Genomic DNA, 22,113 nt, shown 5'->3' with positions numbered 1-22,113 from the left:
GCGCGGGGGCTCAGCCCAGGGAGCGGACGAACCGCTGCGCGTCGGCCAGGCCCATTCCGGTCTCGGCCCGGACCAGCCGGACCGCCTCGATCTCACGGCCCTGCGACCGCAGCGAACGGGCCCGCGCGGCCAGGTCGGCCGGCGAGGTGTCCGGCGACTCGGGTTCCTCGGTGAACGGGGTGGACGCGGTGGGCGGGGTGACGTCGACCGCGTCGCCGCGCAGTACCACCGTGGGTGGACGGTGCCCGGCGGCGATTGCCTCGACCAGTGCCTTGGCGTCGGCCAGGCCGAGCCGGGTCGAGTCTCGCAGTTCCTTGACGGCCTTGACCTTCTTGTTCTGGCCGAGCAGCGCCACCACCACGGCCACGACCATCGGGTCGACCGGCTGGTTCAGGATCCGCGCGGTGTCCGTCCGGGCGGGCTGCCCGCGTTCGGTGAACCGGGACTGCCCGGACCGGCCGGCCTGCCCAGGCTGCCCCGACTGTCCGGGGAGGCCGGATCCCGCATACGGCCGGCCGCCCGGCACCGCCCGGTCGGCACCGGGCCCGCGCCGCCGGAAGAGCACCATCCCCACGAGGACGGCGAGTCCGGCGAGGATCACCACCAGGACGTCGGTCACGTGAGGATGCTAATCCCGCAGGCACGGCCCGTCAGCCCTGGCCACCGACGGCGCGGTGGCCAGGCGGGGAAACGACCGGCGGATGCCCTAGCCTGGCCGGGTGCGTGTTCTCGTCCTGAACGGCCCCAACCTCGGCCGCCTCGGTTCGCGCGAGCCGGACGTCTACGGCTCCACGTCCTACGCCGACCTGGTGGCCTCCTGTGCCAAGACCGGCGCCGAGCTCGGCCTGGAGGTGGAGGTCCGCCAGACCGACCAGGAGGCGGAGCTGGTGGGCTGGCTGCACGAGGCCGCCGACACCTCGACCCCGGTGGTGCTGAACCCCGCCGCGTTCACCCACTACTCCTATGCCGTACGTGATGCCTGCGCGCAGCTCACGGCCCCGCTGATCGAGGTGCACCTGACCAACCCGGCGCGGCGGGAGGCGTTCCGGCACACCAGCGTGGTGGCCGGGGTGGCGACGGGGACGATCGCGGGCTTCGGGTTCGAGTCGTACCGCCTGGCGCTGTCGGCGGTGGCCGCCACGCACCGTCCCTGAGCACCCTCGGAAAGGCTTGATCAGCTCCGGGGGTTGCCCCGGGCGGGCCGGGGCGCAAGGGTGGAACGGTGCCTGACATTCACGCCGCCCGCCGGGCCCGGCTGCGCGACCTGCTCGCCGCCCGGGACGTTCCCGCCGCACTGATCACCCACCTCGTCAACGTCCGGTACCTCTCGGGGTTCACCGGCTCCAACGCCGCCCTGCTGGTACGCGCCGACGGCACCGAGGGCGACGACGCCGCGGTGCTGGCCACAGACGGCCGGTACGCCGACCAGTCCGCGGCACAGTGCCCGGACCTGGAGATCGTCGTCGACCGGCAGTTGCTGGCGGCGCTGGCGCGGCGCGCGGCCGCGTGGGGTGTCTCGCGGCTCGGTGTGGAGACGCACTCACTGACCGTCGACGCGCTGGAGTCCCTCCGTTCGCTCGAACCCGGCCTGGCGCCGGGCTCGCTGCACCGGGCGGTGGAGGGGCTGCGGGTCGACAAGGACCACATCGAACTCGACCACCTGCGGCAGGCCTGTGCGGTGTCCACCAAGGCACTGGCCGACCTGTTCGCCGGCCGGCTCGTGGGCCGGTCCGAGCGCGAGATCGCCCGCGACCTGGAGGCGCGGATGTTCGCCGCCGGCGCCGAGGCGCTGGCGTTCGACACGATCGTCGCGGGTGGGGAGCACTCGGCCATTCCGCACCACCACCCGACCGACCGGCTGCTCGCGCCGGGTGACTTCCTCAAGATCGACTTCGGTGCCCGTTACGAGGGCTACCACGCCGACTGCACCCGGACCGTCGTCGTGGGTGCGGAGCCGGCGGACTGGCAGCGGGAGATCCACGACGTCGTCCGTGCCGCCCAGCGGGCCGGACGACACGCCCTGACGCCCGGCGTCGCCCTGTCGGACGTGGACGCGGCGGCCCGGGACGTGATCGACGCCGCGGGCTACGGCGATCGGTTCACCCACGGCCTGGGGCACGGCGTCGGGCTGGAGATCCACGAGGACCCGTTCTTCGCCAGGACCGCGGAGGGTAAACTCGGCCCTCGCACTCCTGTCACCATCGAGCCGGGCGTCTACCTGCCGGGCCGCGGTGGTGTCCGCATCGAGGACACGTTGATCGTCCACGACGGCGAGGTGGAGGTGCTCACCCAGGCCGGCAGGGACCTCCTCGTCCTGGCATGACGGAAGCGGCTCCGGCCGGTTCCGCCCGAACGGGTCGAAACGACCCGAACCGCAGCAGCTGAGAGGCGAATACCGCAGTGGCAACCACGAACGACCTCAAGAACGGCATGGTGCTCAACCTCGACGGCCAGCTCTGGGGCGTGGTGTGGTTCCAGCACCACAAGCCCGGCAAGGGCGGCGCGGTCGTGCGCACCAAGCTGAAGAACGTGCTGTCGGGCAAGGTGGTCGACAAGACGTTCAACGCCGACGTGAAGGTCGACGTCGCCACGGTCGACAAGCGCGAGATGACCTACCTGTACAACGACGGCGAGTCCTTCGTCTTCATGGACGCCACGACCTACGAGCAGCTGCCGATCTCCGCGGAGACCGTCGGCGACGCGGCCCACTTCATGCTGGAGAACCAGAACGCCACGGTCGCGGTGCACGAGGGCGTCCCGCTGTACGTCGAGCTCCCGGCGTCGGTCGAGCTGACCATCGAGTACACCGAGCCGGGCCTGCAGGGCGACCGGTCGACTGGCGGCACCAAGCCGGCCCGGCTGGAGACCGGCTACGAGATCGCCGTGCCGTTGTTCATTACCACCGGCGAGAAGGTCAAGGTCGACACCCGCTCCGGCGACTACCTCGGACGGGTGTAGTGCCCGCACGATCGAAGGCACGCAAGCGGGCGGTCGACGTTCTCTACGAGTCCGAGCTGCGCGACCGCCGGCCGCTGACCACCCTGGCCGACCGGATCGAGCTGGCCGACCCGCCAGTGCCCGAGTACACCTCCCGGCTGGTGGAGGGCGTCGTCGAGCACGCCGAGCGGCTGGACGAGCTGTTGGCGGCACACGCGCAGGGCTGGACCCTGGAGCGGATGGCGCCGGTCGACCGCAACATCCTTCGGGTCGGTGCGTACGAACTCCTCTATGCCGACGACGTGCCCGACGCGGTGGCGATCAGCGAGGCCGTCCGGCTGGCCCGGGAGCTGGCAGGCGAGGAGTCCCCGGCCTTCGTCAACGGCCTGTTGGCGCACCTGCTGGAGCTGAAGCCGACCCTGCTGCCCTGAGGGGCCGCCCCCCTGGGCGGCCGCCCTGAGCGCGCCGCTCACGTAGCTCACCGTGGCGCGCCGCGCGATGCCGCGCGCCGCGGTGGGAATTTGCACTTCTGCTGCCATTTCGGTAGGAAAGACGCCCAAGCGCCGGACGTGCCCCCACCCCGGGCCGTCCGCATCGCAGCCGCACGCCATGACACCGGAGACGCCGGGCACGCTGCCCGGCCCGCCGACCTCGATAGACACGAGTCGGCACCGGACCACCTGACCGATGGGCGGCGCCCCGCCCTGCGGATAACAGTCCGCTCACAGGGAACTCACGGGGAGTACGCCCGACTCGGGTGGCAAGGCCGGGTTGCCTGCCGCAGGTCCGGGTTGGCAGTCGGCAAGTCCGGGTTGGCAGCCCAGGTGGCCAGTCCAGCTAGGAGGAGACCGCCGCGTGAACCTGTGGGACTTCCTCGTCGATCGCCGTGAAGTGCTGGTGTTCCAGGGTTTCCAGCACGCCTCGATGGTGGCGCAGTGCCTGGTCGTGGCCACGCTGCTCGCCCTCGTGGTGGCGGTGCTCGTCCAACGAAACCAACGTGCCGTCGGCCTCGCCACCGCCACCAGCGCCGTGGGTCTGACGATCCCGTCGTTCGCCCTGCTGGGGCTGTTGATCGCACCGCTCGGCATCGGGGTGGCACCGGCCGTCACCGCGGTCGTCTTCTACGCCAGCCTGCCCATCCTGCGCAACGCCGTCGTCGGACTGGCCGGGGTCGATCCCGCGCTGGTCGACGCGGCCCGCGGCATGGGGATGGGCCGGCTGACCACGCTGGTCCGGGTGGAGATTCCGCTCGCCTGGCCGGTGATCCTCGCCGGCATCCGCGTCTCCACCCAGATGGTGATGGGAATCGCCGCCATCGCGGCGTACGTCTCCGGCCCGGGCCTCGGCGGGCTGATCTTCACCGGCCTGTCCCGGTTGGGCGGCGCCAACTCTGTCAACTCCGCGTTGGCAGGCACGTTGGGCGTCGTCGTACTGGCCCTGATCTTCGACGGCATCCTCGTGCTCGTCGGCAAGTACACGACCTCGAGGGGTATCCGTGTCTGAGTCCACACAGCAGCCAGCCGGGTCCACCGGAGCCGGGGATTCCGGCGGCGCCGGCGGTGCCGCGCGATCCGACCACGTCCACGGCGTGCCGATCGAGCTCGTCAACGTCACCAAGCGGTATCCCGGCCAGCGAGCTGCCGCGGTGGAGGACGTCAGCATGCACATCCCGGCCGGGGAGATCGTCGTCTTCGTCGGTCCGTCGGGTTGCGGCAAGACGACCACGATGAAGATGATCAACCGGCTGATCGAACCCACCGGCGGGCAGATCCTGCTCGGCGGCGACGACGTGAGCCGCCGCAACGCCGACGAGCTCCGCCGGGGCATCGGCTACGTCATCCAGGCCGGTGGCCTGTTCCCGCACCTCACCGTGGGCGCCAACATCGGGCTCGTGCCGGGCCTGCTGAAGTGGAAGAGCTCCCGGACCACCGAACGCGTTGAAGAGCTCCTGGACATGGTGGGCCTGGACCCGGCGCAGTACCGCGACCGCTACCCGCGCGAGCTGTCCGGCGGGCAGCAGCAGCGGGTCGGCGTCGCCCGGGCACTGGCGGCCGACCCTCCGGTGCTGTTGATGGACGAGCCGTTCGGAGCGCTGGACCCGATCACCCGCCAGCACCTGCAGGACGAGCTGTTGCGGATCCAGGAGGAGCTGGGCAAGACGATCGTGTTCGTCACCCACGACTTCGACGAGGCGGTGAAGCTCGGCGACCGGATCGCGGTGCTGGCCGAGCGCTCCCGGATCGTGCAGTACGACACCCCTGCCGAGATCCTGGCCAATCCGGCGGACGAGTCGGTGGAGGGCTTCGTCGGAGCGGGTGCGGCACTGAAACAGCTCAGCCTCCAGCGGGTCGGCGGCGTCGACCTGGACGAGGCGGTGACCGCCACCGTGGGGGAGCAGGCGAACGAAGTCGCGGCTCGCACCCGCTCCGCCGGCCGCGAACACTGCATCCAGCTCGACGAGCGCCGCCGCCCGGTTCGGTGGCTGTCCCTGCGAGATCTCGACCGCGAGCCGGGTTTGCTGGCCGCCCGGCGCCGTGACGAGGGCATGGCCGTGGTCGGCACCCAGGCCACCCTCAACGACGCCCTGGACACGATGCTCACCTCCAGCCACGGCGTGGTCGTGGTCACCGGACGACGTGACGCCTACCAGGGCGTCATCCGGGTCGAGACGGTGATGAACGCCATCCAGGAACTCGGTTCCGACGACTGCGCCGGCACGCGCACGGCCGCACCCGAGGGCGAGCCGGCACCAGGTCCTGACGATCCGTCGTCGGCGGGCGCCGGTACCAACGGGGTAGCGCCGTGAGCACCACCACGGCGAACCCGGACGCGCTCGAACTCGCCGAGGACGCACCCGGCCGGCCCGCGCGCAAGCGCTGGATCGGCCAGCCGCTGGTCGCCGCACTGATGGTCGCGGGCGTGGTCGCCTACGTCCGGCTGGCCCACCACGACGCGGTGGCGGCCCGGCAACTCGACCTTTCGGCGCTGGCGGACCGCACCTGGGAACACATCGTGCTGGCCGCGGTGTCCACCGCCGTCGTGCTCGTGATCGCGCTGCCGCTCGGGGTGCTGCTGACGCGCCGCCGGACCCGCGCCGCGGCACCGGTGATCGTCGCGCTCGCCAACATCGGACAGGCCGCGCCCGCGATCGGCCTGCTCGTTCTGCTCGCCCTGTGGCTCGGGCTGGGCTTCGGCACCTGCGTGATCGCCCTTGCGGCGTACGCGATTCTCCCGGTGCTCCGCAACACGATCACCGGTATCCAGGGTGTCGACGCGAACCTGGTCGAGGCCGGCCGGGGCATGGGGATGTCCGCGACGAGGGTGCTGGTGCGCATCGAGCTGGTGCTCGCGGTACCGGTGATCCTGGCCGGGGTCCGGGTCGCGCTGGTGCTGCTGGTCGGCACGGCGACGCTCGCCACCTTCATCGACGGCGGCGGCCTGGGCAGCCTCATCACCACCGGCATCACGCTCCAGCGCACCAGCGTGCTGGTGGTCGGCGCGGTCCTGGTGGCCGCGCTGGCCCTGCTCATCGACTGGCTCGGCCGGGTCGTCGAGGAAGTCGCCCGACCCAAGGGCATGTGAAGGGAGGCCGGTCAGATGTCGCAGGAACACCCCCAGCACACCCATCCGGACCACACCGGGCCTCGCCGGCCCCTCATCGGGCGCCGGATCGGGCGCGTGACACCGGCACGAGTGGTCGCGCTGGTCGTCCTGGCCGGGCTGCTGCTGGCCAGTGGGTGCGGGCTGAAGGGCGCCTCGCAGTTCGCCCCCGATGCCGACCCCGGCTCGATCAAGCCCGAACCCTCGCTCAAGGACGCCCGCATCGTGGTGGGCTCGAAGGACTTCACCGAGCAGCTGATCCTGGGCAAGATGGCGGTGATCGCACTGCGAACGGCGGGGGCCGACGTCGTCGACCAGACCAACATCACCGGCAGCGTGGCCGTACGCCAGGCACTTCTGCGCGGCGACGTCGACGCCAACTGGGAGTACACCGGAACGGCCTGGATCAGCTACCTGGGCAAGACCAAACCGATCACCGGCCGGATGGCTCAGTGGAAGGCAGTACGTCAAGAAGACCTTGCCAAGCACCACCTGGAGTGGTTCGCGCCCGCGCCGATGAACAACACCTACGCGTTCGCGATCAGGTCCGAGAAAGCGAAGAAGCTCGGTGTTTCGAAGCTTTCGGACCTGAAGAAGCTGCCGCAGAAGGACCTGACCTTCTGCGTGGAGTCGGAGTTCGCCAGTCGTGACGACGGTTTCGAGCCGATGCTCAAGACCTACGGCATTCCGCTCGGCTCGAAGGTCCCGCGTGGCAATGTCCGAACGATGAGCACCGGCGTCGTCTACGACGCCACCGACAAGGGACGTTGCAACTTCGGCGAGGTGTTCACCACCGACGGCCGGATCAAGGCACTCGACCTGAAGGTGCTCGCCGACGACAAGCACTTCTTCCCCAACTACAACGTGGCTTTCAACGTGCGCGAGGACGTCGCCCGCAAGTACCCGCGGCTGCGCGCGGTGATGGAGCCGCTGACGGCGAAGCTGACCACCGACACGATGCTCGAGCTGAACGCCAAGGTCGACGTCGACGGTGAGGACCCCGGACTCGTCGCCCGCGACTGGATGCGTGCGAAGGGCTTCGTCAGCTAGTCAGTGATCCGCAGGACGCGGTCGGCCCGGTCGCGGGGCGAGCAGCCCCACGACCGGGCCGAACCAGACGAACCGGACGGGCCGGACGAGCCGGCCCAAACACTGTCGAGCACCCGGGCGGTGTGTTCGACGGTGCTCAGGCCTCGTCGTCGGAGACCGCCTCGGCCGCCTCGGCGTTCAGCACGCCCCAGGCGACCAGCCGGTCGGCGAGCACGCTGGGGCGCTCGTCGTAGATCACCGCGAGGGTCCGCATGTCCTCCTTGCGGATGGACAGGACCTTGCCGTTGTAGTCGCCGCGCTGAGCCTGGATCGTCGCGGCGTAACGCGCCAGCGGTGCCACCTCGACACCCTCCAGCTCTCCGAGGCGCTCCAGGTCGAGCACCAGCTTCGGCGGCGGCTCGGCGGCCGCGCCGATCGGGCCCACGCCGGGGAGGAGCTCGGTGATCGGCACGCCGTAGAACTCGGCGAGCTCGGAGAGCTTCTGGACGGTGACGGCCCGGTCCCCGCGTTCGTATGAGCCAACGACCACCGCTTTCCAGCGGCCCTTCGACTTCTGCTCTACCCCGTGGAGAGAAAGTCCCTGCTGCTGCCTGATCGCGCGAAGCTTCGCGCCCAGGGACCGTGCGTAGTCACTCGGCATCCGTGCTCAACCATCCTTAGATCATCGAGGGACACGGGAGTGCCGCGCCCAAAACAGTCACGGAGCGTGACGGTAACCCGGAGCGACTCCCACGTCAAGCCAACCTGGCCAGGACTTGACCCGCGTCAAGATCATCCATGGGTCCTCCACGCGGGGGCGGGCGCGGGGCGGACGCTTCGAAGTGACGTGCGGCACGTGCCACGGAACTGCCACGAAACTGCCACGACGCAGCACGCGAAACCGGACTCGAGACCGGCGGGCGCCGCCCGCGTGGGTGTGCGCGGGGCGGGCTGCTAGTCTCGGCAGCGGTTGGGCCCGGTCCGAACGAGCAGCGCGAGCCTAGGCCGACCACCCAGTACGACGTCCTTTAACGGCCCGTCCAGAGAGGCGGGGAAGGAGGTCACCTCGATGCCTGCTGCCCGCGATCCGAACCCCCAGCCGAGTCCGGAGCCTGATCCCGACCGGCGCGACGGCCACCGAGCGGTGCTCGACGAGGCCGACATCACCAGGGCGCTGACCCGGATCGCCCACGAGATTCTCGAACGCAACAAGGGCGCCGGCGACGTCGTGCTCCTCGGCGTTCCCACCCGCGGGGTCGAGCTGGCCCGGCGCCTCGGCGAGCGGATCAGCTCCGTCGAGGGCGGATTCGGCGGCGTCGGCGCGCTCGACGTGACGATGTACCGCGACGACCTGCGGCTGCGCCCCACCCGCGCGCTCGGTCACACCGCCATTCCCGAGGGCGGCATCGACGGCCGGATCGTGGTCCTCGTCGACGACGTGCTCTTCTCCGGCCGCACCATCCGGGCCGCGCTCACCGCCCTGGACGACATCGGCCGCCCACGCGCGGTGCAGCTCGCGGTCCTCGTCGACCGCGGGCACCGGGAGCTGCCGATCCGGGCCGACTTCGTTGGCAAGAATCTCCCCACCGCGGCACACGAGCGGGTCGCGGTCTACCTCAACGAGTCCGACGGCCGCGAGGCCGTGGTCATCACGAAGGAACCATCGACCGAGGGCGGTGTGTCGTGAAACACCTGTTGTCCGCGGGCGATCTCGACCGGGACGAGGCACTGCTCGTCCTGGACACCGCGGAGAAGCTGCGCGAGCTGGCCGACCGGCCGATCAAGAAGCTCCCGACTTTGCGCGGTCGTACGGTCGTCAACCTCTTCTTCGAGGACTCCACCCGCACCCGCATCTCGTTCGAGGCGGCGGCGAAACGCCTGTCGGCGGACGTGATCAACTTCTCCGCCAAGGGTTCCAGCGTGGAGAAGGGCGAGAGCCTGAAGGACACCGCGCTGACGCTGGCCGCGATGGGAGCCGACGCGGTGGTCGTGCGGCACCCGGCCAGCGGCGCGCCCCACCGGCTGGCCGCCTCCGACTGGATCAGCGCCAGCGTCCTGAACGCCGGCGACGGCACCCACGAACACCCCACGCAAGCGCTGCTTGACGCGTTCACCATGCGCCGCCACCTCGGCGACCTGGAGGGGCGCCGGGTCGCGATCGTCGGCGACGTCCTGCACAGCCGGGTGGCCCGCTCCAACGTGCTGCTGCTGCAGACCCTCGGTGCCGACATCACGCTGGTGGCACCGCCCACCCTGCTGCCGGTCGGGATCGAGCAGTGGTCCTGCTCGACGTCGTACGACCTGGACGCCGTGCTGCCCAAGACCGACGTGGTGATGATGCTGCGGGTGCAGCGCGAACGCATGAACGCCGCGTTCTTCCCCAGCGCCCGCGAGTACAGCCGCCGCTACGGCCTGGACGCGACCCGGATGGCGTCGCTGCCCGAGCATGCGCTGGTGATGCACCCCGGCCCGATGAACCGCGGCATGGAGATCTCCGCCGACGTCGCCGACTCCACCCGGTCGGTGATCGTCGAGCAGGTCACCAACGGCGTGGCCGTCCGGATGGCCGCGTTGTACCTCCTCCTGGCCGGGGGTGGCCCGGCCGTCGACGACACCGTGCCCGAGCAACGCAGCAGGGAGACGCCATGAGTGAGACCTACCTCCTGCGCGGGGCCAGCCCGCTCGGCGCGAAGCCCACCGACGTCCTCGTCCGCGACGGGCACGTCGCCCAGGTCGGCAGCCGCCCGTCGGCGAAGGGCGCCACCGTGGTCGACGCCGCCGGACTGGTGCTGCTGCCCGGCCTGGTCGACCTGCACACCCACCTGCGCGAGCCCGGCCGCGAGGACTCCGAGACCGTGGAGACCGGCACCGTCGCGGCCTCGGTCGGCGGCTACACCGCCGTGTGTGCCATGCCCAACACTCTTCCGGCCGCCGACACCGCCGGCGTCGTCGAGCAGGTCTACCGGCTCGGACAGCAGTTCGGCCGCTGCGACGTCCAGCCCATCGGCGCGGTCACCGTGGGACGCGGCGGCACCAAGCTCGCCGAACTCGGCGCGATGGCCGACTCCGCCGCCGGCGTACGCATGTTCAGCGACGACGGCGACTGCGTGTCCGACGCCGTGCTGATGCGGCGCGCGCTGGAGTACGTCAAGGCGTTCGACGGCGTGATCGCCCAGCACGCGCAGGAGCCCCGCCTCACCGAGGGCGCGCAGATGAACGAGGGCGCGCTGTCCGGCGTCCTCGGGCTGCGCGGCTGGCCCGCGGTCGCGGAGGAGGCGATCATCGCCCGGGACGTGCTGCTGGCCGAGCACGTCGGGTCCCGCGTCCACATCTGCCACGTCTCCACCGCCGGCTCGGTGGAGATCCTGCGCTGGGCGAAGAGCCGGGGCTACCCCGTCACCGCGGAGGTGACGCCCCACCACCTGCTGCTCACCGAGGACCTGGTGGCGAGCTACGACCCGATCTACAAGGTCAACCCGCCCTTGCGCACGGGTGAGGACGTCGAGGCGCTGCGGTCCGCGCTCGCCGACGGCACCATCGACGCGGTGGCGACCGACCACGCACCGCACCCGGTGGAGGACAAGGAATGCGAGTGGCTCGCCGCGGCGATGGGGATGACCGGCCTGGAGACCGCGCTACCCGTCGTGCAGCAAGCCATGGTCGACACCGGCCTGCTCGACTGGGTGGGGGTGGCCGACCGGATGTCGGTCCGGCCCGCCCGGATCGGCCGGCTAACGGGCCACGGCCACGGAGTCGAGGTGGGCGCGCCCGCCAACCTCACGCTCTACGACCCGGCGGCCTCCTGGGAGGTCGACCCGGCGGAGTCGGTCAGCCGTTCGCGCAACACTCCGTTCGCCGGCCGGACGCTGCCCGGCCGGGTGGTGGCGACCTTCCTGCGGGGCCGGGCGACGGTCCTGGACGGGAAGCCGCAGTGACCACCGCCGAACCGGTCCCCGGCCGGGCCGTACACCCGGCCGAAGAACCACGCAGCGAACCACGTACCAAGCCATGCCCGTGAGTGGAGGACGGTTGTCGAGGAACACCCAGCCCAGTGCCCTGCTGGTCCTCGAGGACGGCCGCGTGTTCCGCGGCCGGTCCTACGGCGCCGAGGGTGAGACCTTCGGCGAGGCGGTCTTCTCCACGGGGATGACCGGCTACCAGGAGACCCTGACCGACCCGTCGTACCACCGCCAGGTGGTCGTCCAGACGGCCCCGCACATCGGCAACACCGGGATGAACGACGAGGACCCCGAGTCGCGCCGCATCTGGGTCGCGGGATACGTCGTTCGCGACCCGGCCCGCGTGCCCTCCAACTGGCGTTCGCGCCGCAGCCTGGACGACGCCCTGCGCGCCGACGGCGTGGTCGGCATCTGCGGCGTCGACACCCGCGCCCTGACCCGGCACCTGCGCGAACGCGGCGCGATGCGGGTCGGCATCTCCAGCACCGAGACCGACCCGAACGCGCTGCTGGAACGCGTCCGCGCCACCCCCGCGATGGTGGGCGCCGAACTGGCCGCGGAGGTCACCGCCTCCGAGCCGTACGTCGTACCCGCCATCGGCACCGAGCGCTACACCGTCGCCGCGGTCGACCTCGGCATCAAGTCGATGACTCCGCACCGGCTGGCCGAACGCGGTGTCGAGGTGCACGTGCTGCCCGCCACCACGACACTGGAGCAGCTGCTCGCGCTCGGGCCGGACGGCGTGTTCATGTCCAACGGCCCGGGCGACCCCGAGACCGCCGACCACCCGGTGGAGGTGCTGCGCGGCGTCCTCGCCCGCGGCATCCCGTTCTTCGGCATCTGCTTCGGCAACCAGGTGTTCGGCCGGGCGCTCGGCCTGGGCACCTACAAGCTGCGCTACGGCCACCGGGGCATCAACCAGCCGGTACAGGACCTCACCACCGGCAAGGTCGAGATCACCGCGCACAACCACGGCTTCGCGGTGGCCTGGCCCGCCGGCGGTGACAGTCCCGACGACGCCGGGGACTCCTCGGCCGCGGGGAAGGCGAGGCGGCACGCCCATGCCGCGATCGAGACCGACTTCGGGCCGGCCCGGGTCACCCACGTGTGCCTCAACGACGACGTGGTCGAAGGCCTCTCGCTGTCGGACCGGGAGGGCCGCGTGCGCGCGTTCTCCGTGCAGTACCACCCCGAGGCCGCCGCCGGCCCGCACGACGCGGCGTACCTCTTCGACCGGTTCGTCGGCCTGATGGCCGACTCCACGGGGACGACCACTCACCCGGAAGGAGCCGCCTGATGCCCAAGCGGACCGACATCTCCTCGGTACTCGTCATCGGCTCCGGCCCGATCGTCATCGGCCAGGCCGCGGAGTTCGACTACTCCGGAACCCAGGCCTGCCGGGTGCTGCGCGCGGAGGGACTGCGCGTGGTGCTGGTCAACTCCAACCCGGCCACGATCATGACCGACCCGGAGTTCGCCGACGCGACGTACGTCGAGCCGATCACGCCCGAGCACGTCGAGAAGATCATCGCGCTCGAACGCCCGGACGCACTGCTGGCCACCCTCGGCGGCCAGACGGCCCTCAACGCCGCGGTCAAGCTGCACGAGTCCGGCGTCCTCGCCAAGTACGACGTCGAGCTGATCGGCGCGTCCATCGACGCCATCCAGCGCGGAGAGAACCGCGAGTCGTTCAAGAAGATCGTCGACGAGCTCGGCGCGGAGTCCGCGCGCAGCCGCATCTGCCACACCCTCGACGAGTGCCTGGCGGCCGCCGACGAGCTCAACTACCCGGTGGTCGTGCGCCCGTCGTTCACGATGGGCGGCGCCGGGTCGGGGATGGCCTACGACGAGGACGACCTGCGCCGGATCGCCGGTTCCGGGCTGCAGGCCAGCCCCACCACCGAGGTGCTGCTCGAGGAGTCGGTGCTCGGCTGGAAGGAGTACGAGCTCGAGGTCATGCGCGACCGCGCCGACAACGTGGTCATCGTGTGCTCCATCGAGAACCTCGACCCGATGGGCGTGCACACCGGCGACTCCATCACCGTGGCGCCGGCGATGACACTCACCGACCGCGAGTACCAACACATGCGGGACGTCGCCATCGGCGTCATCCGTGCGGTCGGCGTGGACACCGGCGGCTGCAACATCCAGTTCGCGATCAACCCGGCCGACGGCCGGATGATCGTGATCGAGATGAACCCCCGGGTGTCCCGGTCCAGCGCGCTGGCGTCGAAGGCCACCGGCTTCCCGATCGCCAAGATCGCCGCCAAGGTCGCCCTCGGCTACACCCTGGACGAGATCCCGAACGACATCACCGAGCAGACCCCGGCCTCCTTCGAGCCCACGCTGGACTACGTGGTCGTGAAGGTGCCGCGGTTCGCGTTCGAGAAGTTCCCGCACGCCGACCCGACCCTCACCACGCACATGAAGAGCGTGGGGGAGGCGATGGCGATCGGGCGCAACTTCACCGAGGCGCTGAACAAGGCCCTGCGTTCGATCGAGAAGTCCGAGGCGGCGTTCGTCTGGTCGGGGGAGCCGCGGGCCAAGGAGGACCTGCTGGCCTCGATCGCCACCCCGCACGACGGCCGGCTGCGCGAGGTCGTCGAGGCGATCCGCGCGGGTGCGACGCCGGAGGAACTGCACGAGGCGACCAGGATCGACCCGTGGTTCCTCGACCAGCTCTTCCTGCTGTACGAAGTGGCCACCGATGTCGAGCAGTCGCCCGAGCTCACCCCCGACGTGCTGCGCGCGGCCAAGCGGCACGGCTTCGCCGACCGGCAGATCGCCGCGATCCGCGGGATGCGCGAGGACGTCGTACGCGGGGTCCGCTGGGCACTCGGCATCCGCCCGGTCTACAAGACCGTCGACACCTGCGCGGCGGAGTTCGCCGCCCGTACGCCGTACCACTACTCCAGCTACGACGAGGAGACCGAGGTCGGCCCGCGCGAGCGCCCCGCGGTGATCATCCTCGGCTCCGGGCCCAACCGGATCGGGCAGGGCATCGAGTTCGACTACTCCTGCGTGCACGCGGCCCTGGCCCTGCACGAGGCGGGGTACGAGACGGTGATGGTCAACTGCAACCCCGAGACCGTCTCCACCGACTACGACACCAGCGACCGGCTCTACTTCGAGCCGCTCACGCTGGAGGACGTCCTGGAGATCGTGCACGCCGAGGAGCAGGCCGGGCCGGTGGCCGGCGTGGTGTGCCAGCTCGGCGGGCAGACCCCGCTCGGGCTCGCGCAGGGACTGGAGGACGCGGGCGTCCCCATCGTCGGCACCCCGCCGGAGGCGATCCACCTGGCCGAGGAGCGCGGCGCGTTCGGCCGGGTGCTCGCCCAGGCCGGCCTGCCCGCGCCCAAGCACGGCACGGCCACGTCGTTCGCGGAGGCGAAGCTGATCGCGGACGAGATCGGCTACCCCGTCCTGGTCCGCCCGTCGTACGTCCTCGGCGGCCGCGGGATGGAGATCGTCTACGACGACTCGGCACTGGAGGACTACATCGCCCGGGCGACGGCGATCTCGCCCGAGCACCCGGTGCTGGTCGACCGGTTCCTCGACGACGCGGTCGAGATCGACGTGGACGCGCTCTACGACGGCCAGGAGCTGTACCTCGCCGGCGTGATGGAGCACATCGAGGAGGCCGGCATCCACTCCGGCGACTCCGCCTGCGCCCTGCCGCCGATCACCCTCGGCACCGAGGAGATCACCCGCATCCGCCGCTCCACCGAGGCGATCGCCGCCGGGGTGGGTGTCCGCGGCCTGCTCAACGTGCAGTACGCCCTGGCCGGCGACGTGCTCTACGTCCTGGAGGCCAACCCGCGCGCCTCGCGGACCGTGCCGTTCGTGTCCAAGGCGACGGCGACGCCGCTGGCCAAGGCCGCCGCCCGGGTGATGCTCGGCGCGTCGGTGGCCGACCTGCGCACTGAAGGCATGCTGCCCGCCACCGGTGACGGCGGCCAACTGCCGCCCACCGCGCCGATCGCGGTGAAGGAGGCGGTGATGCCGTTCAACCGGTTCCGCTCCGGTGACGGCCGCGCCATCGACACCCTGCTCGGGCCGGAGATGCGCTCCACCGGCGAGGTGATGGGCATCGACGCCGGCTTCGGGGTGGCGTTCGCCAAGTCCCAGGCCGGCGCCTACGGCGGTGCGCTGCCCACGAAGGGCCGGGTGTTCGTGTCCGTCGCCAACCGCGACAAGCGGCACATGATCTTCCCGGTCAAGCGGCTGGCCGACCTCGGGTTCGAGATCCTGGCCACCGAGGGCACCGCCAACGTGCTGCGCCGCAACGGCGTCGTGGCCGGTGTCGTACGCAAGGCCACCCAGGGGACCGGCCCGCACGGCGAACCCACGATCGTGCACCGGATCGCGGCCGGCGACCTCGACCTGATCGTCAACACCCCGCGCGGCACCACCTCCGGCGGCAGCCCGCGGGTGGACGGCTACGAGATCCGCACCGCGGCGATCATGGCGAACATCCCGTGCATCACCACCGTGCAGGGCCTGGCGGCCGCGGTGCAGGGCATCGAGGCACTGCGGGCCGGTGAGGTGACGGTCCGCTCGCTGCAGTCGTGGGCGCAGGAGGAGTGGGTCGAGGACCGCGGCGGCGAGCCTGCCGGCGGTTCCGGCAGCGGTCGCGAAGGGAAGGCATGACATGACGGAGACCTTCGGTGCCCGGCTGCGGGCCGCGCTGGACGAGCGCGGCCCCCTGTGCGCGGGCATCGACCCGCACGCCGCCCTGCTGCGGGCCTGGGACCTGCCCGACGACCCGGCCGGGCTGGAACGCTTCGCCCTCACCGCCGCCGAGGCCCTCGCGCCCCGGGTCGCGGTGGTGAAGCCGCAGTCGGCGTTCTTCGAGCGGTTCGGCAGCCGCGGCGTCGCGGTGCTCGAGCGCGTGATCGCCACCAGCCGGGCCGCCGGCGCGCTGGTGCTGCTGGACGCCAAGCGCGGCGACATCGGGTCCACCGTCCAGGCGTACGCCGAGGCCTACCTCGATCCGGCCTCGCCGCTGTTCGCCGACGCGCTCACCGCGAGCCCGTACCTCGGCTTCGAGTCGCTGCGCCCGCTGCTGGACACCGCGGCCAAGCACGGCAGCGGCGTGTTCGTGCTGGCGCTGACCTCCAACCCCGAGGGCGCGCAGGTGCAGCGGGCGCGCGGTGCGGACGGCCGCACGGTCGCAGGTGGCATCCTCGACCGGCTCGCGGCCGCCAACGCGGGCGCCACACCGCTGGGGTCCTACGGCGCGGTGGTCGGCGCGACGGTGGGCGACAGCGGCGAGGACTTCACCGCCGTGAACGGCCCGCTGCTGGCACCCGGCCTCGGCGCCCAGGGCGCGACACCGGCCGACGTGCGGCGCGTCTTCGGCGCGGCGGCGCGCAACGTCGTACCGGCCTCCTCCCGCGAACTCCTGAGCGCCGGTCCGTCCGCACAGGCGCTGGCCGACGCCGCCGACCGTACGAACGACTCGCTGCGCGCCGCGCTGGGCGCGCCGGGCCAGGGCGTGTCCTGAGCACAGGCGGCACCCGGTGGGTCTGCCACGATAGGCACCATGCCTGCCAAGCCGTCCAAGCTGTCCATGCCTGCCGACGCCGCTGACACGTCCGACACCACCGACTCGACCGGCACCGCCACTCTCGTGGACCGGATCCGGGTGCTCGCCGAGCGTGCCGGTGAGGAGATCCTCGCGGTCTACGCCGCCGCCGACCCCGGCGCCCGGGAGAAGGCCGACCGCACCCCGGTGACCGAGGCCGACCTGCGCGCGGAGGCGGTGATCGTGGCCGGGCTGGCCGAACTCTCGCCCGACCTCCCGGTGGTGGCCGAGGAGGCCGTCGCCGCCGGCCACGCGCCGGACGTGGACGGTACGCCGTTCTGGCTGGTCGACCCGCTCGACGGGACGAAGGAGTTCCTGTCCCGCAACGGCGAGTTCACCGTCAACATCGCCCTGGTCGAGGGCGGCACGCCCGTGCTCGGCGTGGTCCACCTGCCCGCGATCGGCGTGACGTACGTCGGCGGGCCCGGTCGCGCCGAACGCCTCGAGGACGGCCACAGCACGCCGCTCGCGGTCGTACCGACCCCCGACTCAGGCGCGCGGGCCCTGGTCAGCCGCAGCCACCTCGACCCGCAGACGCAGCGGTGGCTGGAGGACGTGGAGGTGGGCTCGTTCGTCCAGGCCGGCAGCTCGCTGAAGTTCTGCCGGATCGCCGAGGGCGCGGCCGACGTCTACCCGCGGTTCGGCCGGACGATGGAGTGGGACACAGCCGCCGGCCACGCCGTCCTGCGGGCTTCCGGGGGAGCGGTGGTCACACCCGACGGCGCCGCGCTGCGCTACGCCAAGCCCGGATTCGCCAACTCGCCGTTCGTCGCGTTCGGCGGGACCCGGCCCGCTCCGCTGCGCTGAGTGGGTGACCCCGGTTTGCCGCACTCGTCCCCGCTGGGTAGGTTCGCGTCCATCGTGGGTGTTCGCGATGCACGGACGGTTTCGGGACCCCGGCCGCCGAGCACGTGGACCACCGAGCAAGAATCGCTGCACCCAAGACCCGTCGTACAGCCTCGAGGTGACCGTCCGTGCCGCTACCTCACCTGACCCCCGAAGCCCGGCAGGCCGCGCTGGAGAAGGCCGCACAGGCCCGGCGTGAGCGTGCTGAGGTGAAGAACCGACTCAAAAATTCCGGCGCCTCGCTCGGCGAGGTCGTCAAGGTAGGGCGTGACTCCAACGAAGTGATCGGCAAGATGCGGGTGTTCGACCTGCTTTGTTCGATGCCGGGCGTGGGCAAGGTCCGCGCCCAGCAGATCATGGAACGCATCGGAATCTCCGAGAGCCGCCGCGTGCGGGGCCTCGGAGACAACCAAGTGGCTGCGCTGAAGCGTGAGTTCGGCGAATCCTGAGACCGTGTACGACCGGACCGCGGCGGGGGAGACCCGACGTCCGGTGGCTCGGCTGACCGTGCTCGCCGGCCCGACGGCCGTGGGCAAGGGCACCCTCGCCGCGGCGATCCGGCGTACGCATCCGGAGGTGTGGATCTCGGTCTCGGCCACCACCCGCCGGCCGCGCCCGGGAGAGATCCACGGGGTGCACTACTGGTTCGTCTCCGACGAGGAGTTCGACCGGATGGTCGCCGACGACGCCCTGCTGGAGTGGGCGGTCGTGCACGGCACCCACCGCTACGGCACCCCGCGGGCCGCGGTTCAGGACAAGCTCACCGAGGGCCGCCCGGCGCTGCTGGAGATCGACCTGCAGGGCGCCCGGCAGGTCCGCCAGACGATGCCGGACGCGCTGTTCGTGTTCCTGGCGCCGCCCAGCTGGGAGGAACTCGTCCGCCGGCTGCTGGGCCGGGGCACCGAGTCGGCGGAGGAGCAGGAGCGCCGGCTGGAGACCGCCCGGGAGGAGCTGGCCGCCGAGAAGGAGTTCGACGTCACCGTCGTCAACACCGAGGTGGGCGTCGCCGCGGAGGAGTTGGTAGCCTTGATGCGCTCCCAACCATATTCTTCGGAGGCCTGAGCTTGTCTGGTACCCAGCCTGCTGCCGAGGGCATCACGTACCCGCCCATCGACGACCTGCTCGAAAAGAGCGACTCGAAGTACAAGCTCGTCTTGTTCTCCGCCAAGCGCGCCCGGCAGATCAACGCCTACTACGCCCAGCTGGGCGAGGGCCTGCTCGAGTACGTCGGCCCGCTCGTGGACACCCACGTCCAGGAGAAGCCGCTGTCCATCGCGCTGCGTGAGATCAACGAGGGCCTGCTCACCGTCGAGGACATCGAGCCCACCGACGAGGGCGGCCAGCCGGCGGCGTCCTGACCGCCCGGCGACGACGCACCGACCGTCGTCACCCCTGAACGACTCCAGACCCAAACCTCCAGCGGCCCTGACGACCGCGTTCTCCCGACCGGAGTTCGGAGCTGACGATGCCGGGTGCCCCCAGACCTCGCGTGGTGCTCGGCGTCGCAGGCGGCATCGCCGCCTACAAGGCATGCTCGTTGCTGCGCCTGCTGGTGGAGGTTCCCTACGACGTCCGGGTCGTGCCCACCGAGAGCGCCCTGCGCTTCGTCGGTGAGGCGACCTGGGCGGCGTTGTCCCATCAGCCGGTGCACACCACGGTCTGGGACGACGTGCACGAGGTGCCCCACGTCCGGCTCGGTCAGCAGGCCGACCTGGTCGTGGTCGCGCCGGCCACCGCCGACCTGCTGGCCAAGGCCGCGCACGGGCAGGCGGACGACCTGCTCACCTCCACCCTGCTGACCGCCCGCTGCCCGGTCGTGTTCGCACCGGCCATGCACACCGAGATGTGGGAACACCCCGCCACCCGGGCCAACGTCGCCACGTTGCGCGAGCGGGGAGCGCTGGTCCTGGAGCCGGCCGAGGGACGCCTGACCGGCGTCGACACAGGTAAGGGCCGGCTGCCGGAGCCGGAGCAGATCTTCGACGTCTGCCGCGGTGTGCTCGCCCGCGGCTCCGAGCCGCTGGTGGCCGACCTCGCCGGCCGGCACGTCGTGGTCAGTGCCGGCGGCACCCGGGAGTACCTCGACCCGGTCCGCTACCTCGGCAACCGCTCGTCCGGGCGACAGGGCTACGCACTCGCCCGCACCGCGGCCCTGCGCGGCGCCTCGGTGACCCTGGTGGCGGCCAACGTCTCACTGCCCGACCCGGCCGGGGTGAAGGTCACCCGGGTCGGCTCGACGCGGGAGTTGCGCGACGCCGTCCTGGCCGCCGCGCGAGACGCCGACGCGGTGGTGATGGCCGCGGCGCCCGCCGACTTCCGCCCGACCGCGTATGCCGACGCCAAGATCAAGAAGGCCGACGACGGTTCTGCCCCGACGGTGGAGCTGACCCAGAACCCCGACATCCTGGCCGAGCTCTCCCACGACCGGCCGAGCCCCGGCCTGGTGGTGGCCGGCTTCGCCGCCGAGACCGGAGACGCCACCGCGGGCGTCCTCGACCACGGCCGGGCCAAGCTGGCCCGCAAGGGCTGCGACCTGCTCGTGGTCAACGAGGTGGGGGCGGACAAGGGGTTCGAGAGCCCCGACAACGAGGCGGTCATCCTGGGCGCGGACGGCTCGCAGACCGTGGTGCCCCGTGGCGCCAAGGAGGCGCTCGCCCACCAGATCTGGGACCTCGTGGCCGCACGCTGGGCCGCTGCCGAACCCCCCTCGGTACCGGCCCGCTGACTCCCCGCGTTCGCCGGCCGACACGCCCGGCCCGACGTTCATGGGAGTTCCCTCATCCGGCGTGTCATGAAGCGGCCATGCCGGTCGACGCTGGCTAGTCTCCCAGGATGGCCGAAATCGCTACCGTCCTGATCCTCGGCGCGGCGGTGATCGCATTCCTGGCCGGGCGGCGCTACCAGCACTTCGTCCGTACGGTGAACGACACCAAGGTGGCCCGAGCCAACGTCCGCCGCTACGGCGCCGCCCGCTGGCCCGCCCTGCGCGCCCTGGTGATCATGCTGGCGTGCCTGGTCGTCTACCTCGTGGCGGCCAGGGCGTTCACCGGCTGAGCGCCGCACGCGGCCGGCGCGTCCGCGCCTCGAACGCGCGTTCGATAGGCTGGGTCGGTGCGATGGGACAGCCAACGACTCGCCGGCCGCTCCGGCACCGATGCCGACCAGCCGGCCGAGCTGGCGTTGTTCGGGCTGGACGCGTGCGCCCGCACCTTCGACACCCCGGAGTTCCGGGGGATGACGTTCTACGAGATCCACGCCAGGTCACTGCTGAACAAGGTGCCCTCGGCCGCCCGGGTGCCCTTCGACTGGACGATCAACCCCTACCGAGGCTGTGGGCATGCCTGTGTCTACTGCTTCGCCCGGCGCACCCACGAGTACCTCGACCTCGACGCCGGACGCGACTTCGACACCAAGGTGATCGTCAAGGTCAACGCCGCGGCGGTGCTGCGCCGGGAGCTGGCCCGACCGAGCTGGCGCGGGGAGCCGGTGGCGATGGGCACCAACGTCGACTGTTACCAGCGGGCCGAGGGCAGGTACGCCCTGATGCCCGGGATCATCACCGCGCTGCGCGACGCGGGCAACCCGTTCTCCATCCTGACCAAGGGCACGCTGCTGCTGCGCGATCTCGACCTGCTGCGCGAGGCCGCGCAGCAGGTCGAGGTGGGGCTCAGCGTCTCGGTGGGTTCGGTCGACGCCGACCTGTGGCGGCGGGTGGAGCCGGGGACCCCGAGCCCGCAGGCCCGGCTGCGGATGGTCCGGACTCTGACCGACGCAGGCTTTCGGGTCGGGGTGCTGATGGCGCCGATCCTCCCGCACCTCGGTGACGCACCCGACCAGCTCGAGGAGACCGTGCGCGCGATCGCCGCCTCCGGGGCGAGCAGCCTCACCCCGATCGTGTTGCACCTGCGGCCCGGCGCGCGGGAGTGGTACCACCAGTGGCTCGCCCGGGAGCGCCCCGATCTGCTGCCTGTCTACCGCGACCTGTACGGCTCCGGTTCCTACGCCCAGGCGGCCTACCGGAAGCGGATCTCGGCGACCGTCGCAATGCTCGCCCGACGCCACGGAGTGGGCACAGAGCGCGATTCTCGCCAAAACGCCCCCCATGGCGACCCCCCGTCCAGCTGACCTGGCTAGGCTTGCGGGCACCGCACAATC

At 71.5% G+C, this 22,113-nt stretch carries 23 protein-coding genes; 21 read left to right on the top strand and 2 right to left on the bottom strand.

The window, feature by feature from the left end; all coding sequences use genetic code 11:
• Positions 1 to 10: 10 nt before the first annotated feature.
• Positions 11 to 619 carry a ribosomal protein L7/L12 gene (locus F4554_RS33625; protein ID WP_179788090.1) on the bottom strand — a complete coding sequence of 203 codons (609 nt, stop codon included), beginning with the start codon at positions 617 to 619 and terminating at the stop codon, positions 11 to 13.
• A 100-nt stretch (positions 620 to 719) separates the two neighbouring features.
• On the opposite strand from F4554_RS33625, the gene aroQ reads away from it, so the two are divergent.
• The 8 genes from aroQ to F4554_RS15840 all read left to right on the top strand — a co-directional run bounded on the left by aroQ (position 720) and on the right by F4554_RS15840 (position 7,587).
• A complete protein-coding gene (gene aroQ, locus F4554_RS15875) occupies positions 720 to 1,154 on the top strand; it encodes a type II 3-dehydroquinate dehydratase (RefSeq protein WP_092655208.1) in 435 nt (144 codons plus the stop codon).
• 68 nt (positions 1,155 to 1,222) lie between these two features.
• Positions 1,223 to 2,323, top strand: a complete 1,101-nt coding sequence (locus tag F4554_RS15870; RefSeq protein WP_179788089.1) for a M24 family metallopeptidase — start codon at positions 1,223 to 1,225, stop codon at positions 2,321 to 2,323.
• Between the two features lie 77 nt (positions 2,324 to 2,400).
• The gene (efp, locus tag F4554_RS15865; protein WP_179788088.1) at positions 2,401 to 2,958 is read left to right on the top strand and encodes an elongation factor P; all 558 of its coding nucleotides are present in this window, start codon (positions 2,401 to 2,403) and stop codon (positions 2,956 to 2,958) included.
• Positions 2,958 to 3,368, top strand: coding sequence for a transcription antitermination factor NusB (gene nusB, locus F4554_RS15860; protein WP_179788087.1), 411 nt, complete (start codon positions 2,958 to 2,960; stop codon positions 3,366 to 3,368). The genes efp and nusB overlap by 1 nt, the downstream gene beginning before the upstream one ends.
• A gap of 424 nt (positions 3,369 to 3,792) precedes the next feature.
• Positions 3,793 to 4,440: an ABC transporter permease gene (locus tag F4554_RS15855; protein WP_337796063.1), complete on the top strand. Its 648-nt coding sequence runs from the start codon at positions 3,793 to 3,795 to the stop codon at positions 4,438 to 4,440.
• On the top strand, positions 4,433 to 5,743 hold the full coding sequence (locus F4554_RS15850) for a betaine/proline/choline family ABC transporter ATP-binding protein (protein ID WP_179788086.1): 1,311 nt from the start codon (positions 4,433 to 4,435) through the stop codon (positions 5,741 to 5,743). Before F4554_RS15855 ends, F4554_RS15850 begins: the two co-directional genes overlap by 8 nt.
• A complete protein-coding gene (locus tag F4554_RS15845; RefSeq protein WP_337796062.1) occupies positions 5,740 to 6,519 on the top strand; it encodes an ABC transporter permease in 780 nt (259 codons plus the stop codon). The genes F4554_RS15850 and F4554_RS15845 overlap by 4 nt, the downstream gene beginning before the upstream one ends.
• A 15-nt stretch (positions 6,520 to 6,534) precedes the next feature.
• The gene (locus tag F4554_RS15840) at positions 6,535 to 7,587 is read left to right on the top strand and encodes a glycine betaine ABC transporter substrate-binding protein (protein WP_179788085.1); all 1,053 of its coding nucleotides are present in this window, start codon (positions 6,535 to 6,537) and stop codon (positions 7,585 to 7,587) included.
• Between the two features lie 136 nt (positions 7,588 to 7,723).
• Here the strand turns inward: F4554_RS15840 and bldD are convergent, their stop codons facing one another.
• Positions 7,724 to 8,227, bottom strand: coding sequence for a transcriptional regulator BldD (bldD, locus tag F4554_RS15835; RefSeq protein WP_092655214.1), 504 nt, complete (start codon positions 8,225 to 8,227; stop codon positions 7,724 to 7,726).
• A 408-nt stretch (positions 8,228 to 8,635) separates the two neighbouring features.
• Here bldD and pyrR point away from each other — a divergent pair, with 408 nt between their 5' ends.
• The 13 genes from pyrR to F4554_RS15770 all read left to right on the top strand — a co-directional run bounded on the left by pyrR (position 8,636) and on the right by F4554_RS15770 (position 22,083).
• The gene (gene pyrR / locus F4554_RS15830) at positions 8,636 to 9,253 is read left to right on the top strand and encodes a bifunctional pyr operon transcriptional regulator/uracil phosphoribosyltransferase PyrR (protein ID WP_179788084.1); all 618 of its coding nucleotides are present in this window, start codon (positions 8,636 to 8,638) and stop codon (positions 9,251 to 9,253) included.
• Positions 9,250 to 10,215 carry an aspartate carbamoyltransferase catalytic subunit gene (locus F4554_RS15825; protein WP_179788083.1) on the top strand — a complete coding sequence of 322 codons (966 nt, stop codon included), beginning with the start codon at positions 9,250 to 9,252 and terminating at the stop codon, positions 10,213 to 10,215. The genes pyrR and F4554_RS15825 overlap by 4 nt, the downstream gene beginning before the upstream one ends.
• The gene (locus tag F4554_RS15820) at positions 10,212 to 11,501 is read left to right on the top strand and encodes a dihydroorotase (RefSeq protein ID WP_179788082.1); all 1,290 of its coding nucleotides are present in this window, start codon (positions 10,212 to 10,214) and stop codon (positions 11,499 to 11,501) included. The genes F4554_RS15825 and F4554_RS15820 overlap by 4 nt, the downstream gene beginning before the upstream one ends.
• A 73-nt stretch (positions 11,502 to 11,574) precedes the next feature.
• Positions 11,575 to 12,822 (top strand): glutamine-hydrolyzing carbamoyl-phosphate synthase small subunit, encoded by a 1,248-nt coding sequence (carA, locus tag F4554_RS15815; RefSeq protein ID WP_179788081.1) that lies wholly within the window; start codon positions 11,575 to 11,577, stop codon positions 12,820 to 12,822.
• A complete protein-coding gene (gene carB / locus F4554_RS15810) occupies positions 12,822 to 16,175 on the top strand; it encodes a carbamoyl-phosphate synthase large subunit (protein ID WP_179788080.1) in 3,354 nt (1,117 codons plus the stop codon). Before carA ends, carB begins: the two co-directional genes overlap by 1 nt.
• 1 nt (position 16,176) lies before the next feature.
• The gene (pyrF, locus tag F4554_RS15805; RefSeq protein WP_179788079.1) at positions 16,177 to 17,031 is read left to right on the top strand and encodes an orotidine-5'-phosphate decarboxylase; all 855 of its coding nucleotides are present in this window, start codon (positions 16,177 to 16,179) and stop codon (positions 17,029 to 17,031) included.
• Between the two features lie 39 nt (positions 17,032 to 17,070).
• Positions 17,071 to 17,919: a 3'(2'),5'-bisphosphate nucleotidase CysQ gene (cysQ, locus tag F4554_RS15800; protein WP_238341316.1), complete on the top strand. Its 849-nt coding sequence runs from the start codon at positions 17,071 to 17,073 to the stop codon at positions 17,917 to 17,919.
• 167 nt (positions 17,920 to 18,086) lie between these two features.
• The gene (gene mihF, locus F4554_RS15795) at positions 18,087 to 18,407 is read left to right on the top strand and encodes an integration host factor, actinobacterial type (protein WP_179788078.1); all 321 of its coding nucleotides are present in this window, start codon (positions 18,087 to 18,089) and stop codon (positions 18,405 to 18,407) included.
• Between the two features lie 4 nt (positions 18,408 to 18,411).
• Entirely contained in the window at positions 18,412 to 19,020 is a 609-nt protein-coding gene (gene gmk, locus F4554_RS15790) for a guanylate kinase (protein ID WP_179788077.1), read from the top strand.
• A gap of 2 nt (positions 19,021 to 19,022) precedes the next feature.
• Complete coding sequence (gene rpoZ, locus F4554_RS15785) at positions 19,023 to 19,316, top strand: DNA-directed RNA polymerase subunit omega (RefSeq protein WP_092655223.1); 294 nt, start codon at positions 19,023 to 19,025, stop codon at positions 19,314 to 19,316.
• Positions 19,317 to 19,423: 107 nt separating this feature from the next.
• The gene (coaBC, locus tag F4554_RS15780; RefSeq protein WP_179788076.1) at positions 19,424 to 20,683 is read left to right on the top strand and encodes a bifunctional phosphopantothenoylcysteine decarboxylase/phosphopantothenate--cysteine ligase CoaBC; all 1,260 of its coding nucleotides are present in this window, start codon (positions 19,424 to 19,426) and stop codon (positions 20,681 to 20,683) included.
• 107 nt (positions 20,684 to 20,790) lie between these two features.
• Entirely contained in the window at positions 20,791 to 21,012 is a 222-nt protein-coding gene (locus F4554_RS15775; protein ID WP_179788075.1) for a hypothetical protein, read from the top strand.
• Between the two features lie 57 nt (positions 21,013 to 21,069).
• Positions 21,070 to 22,083, top strand: coding sequence for an Rv2578c family radical SAM protein (locus tag F4554_RS15770; protein WP_179788074.1), 1,014 nt, complete (start codon positions 21,070 to 21,072; stop codon positions 22,081 to 22,083).
• The last annotated feature ends 30 nt before the right edge of the window (positions 22,084 to 22,113 follow it).

Source organism: Actinopolymorpha rutila, from assembly GCF_013407855.1.
GTDB classification, from domain to species: Bacteria; Actinomycetota; Actinomycetes; order Propionibacteriales; family Actinopolymorphaceae; genus Actinopolymorpha; species Actinopolymorpha rutila.
Note: the sequence above shows the minus strand (reverse complement) of the source record. Positions and strands in the feature narration are given on the sequence as shown.